Source organism: Clostridium boliviensis (assembly GCF_033342255.1).
Classification (GTDB): Bacteria; Bacillota; Clostridia; order Lachnospirales; family Lachnospiraceae; genus Lacrimispora; species Lacrimispora boliviensis.
The window spans coordinates 1-489 of the sequence record NZ_JAWONS010000298.1; the positions used below are offsets into that span (position 1 = coordinate 1).

Genomic DNA, 489 nt, shown 5'->3' on the forward strand with positions numbered 1-489 from the left:
GTTCCGGGGGCGTTTTGGCCGCAGCTGGAGTTGGGGCGGGTCCATTTGGAGGCGGACCGAATTCCGGAGGCCATCCGGTGGTTTGAATCGGCGGTGGAGGCAACCCGCGGGATGCGACGGGAGCAGGATCCGCCGAGCTATGAGGAGGAAGTGGCGGTGATGATGTCCACCGCCAAAATGCGCCAGCGGGGGTTGCGCGACGAGGTGATCGAGTTCTGTCAGAAATATTGGGTACCCACCTTTGCGACGCCCTTCGCCGGATTGGATTATGTGCAGGCCCTGGAAGAGGCGGGCCGGGTGCCGGAGGGGATCGGCGTGTTGCAGGCGATGTTGCCCTATCTCCTTCCGGAGTACCGCTCCTTTGTCGACCAGCGGCTGCATCATCTGGAAAGCAAGTCCCTGGTCCGGAGGCGTTGATGGCTGGATTCCTCCGATTGCCAATCGGGTCGTTTTCCTATATCATCATTTTAGAAATCGAGTACTCGGAGG

The 489-nt window shown here is 60.5% G+C and carries 1 protein-coding gene; it reads left to right on the plus strand.

Going from position 1 to position 489, the window contains the following annotated elements; genetic code table 11:
• Window positions 1-417, plus strand: a 417-nt coding sequence (locus tag RZO55_RS21605; RefSeq protein WP_318066337.1) for a hypothetical protein, incomplete at its 5' end; no start/stop codon positions are given.
• Window positions 418-489: the final 72 nt, after the last annotated feature.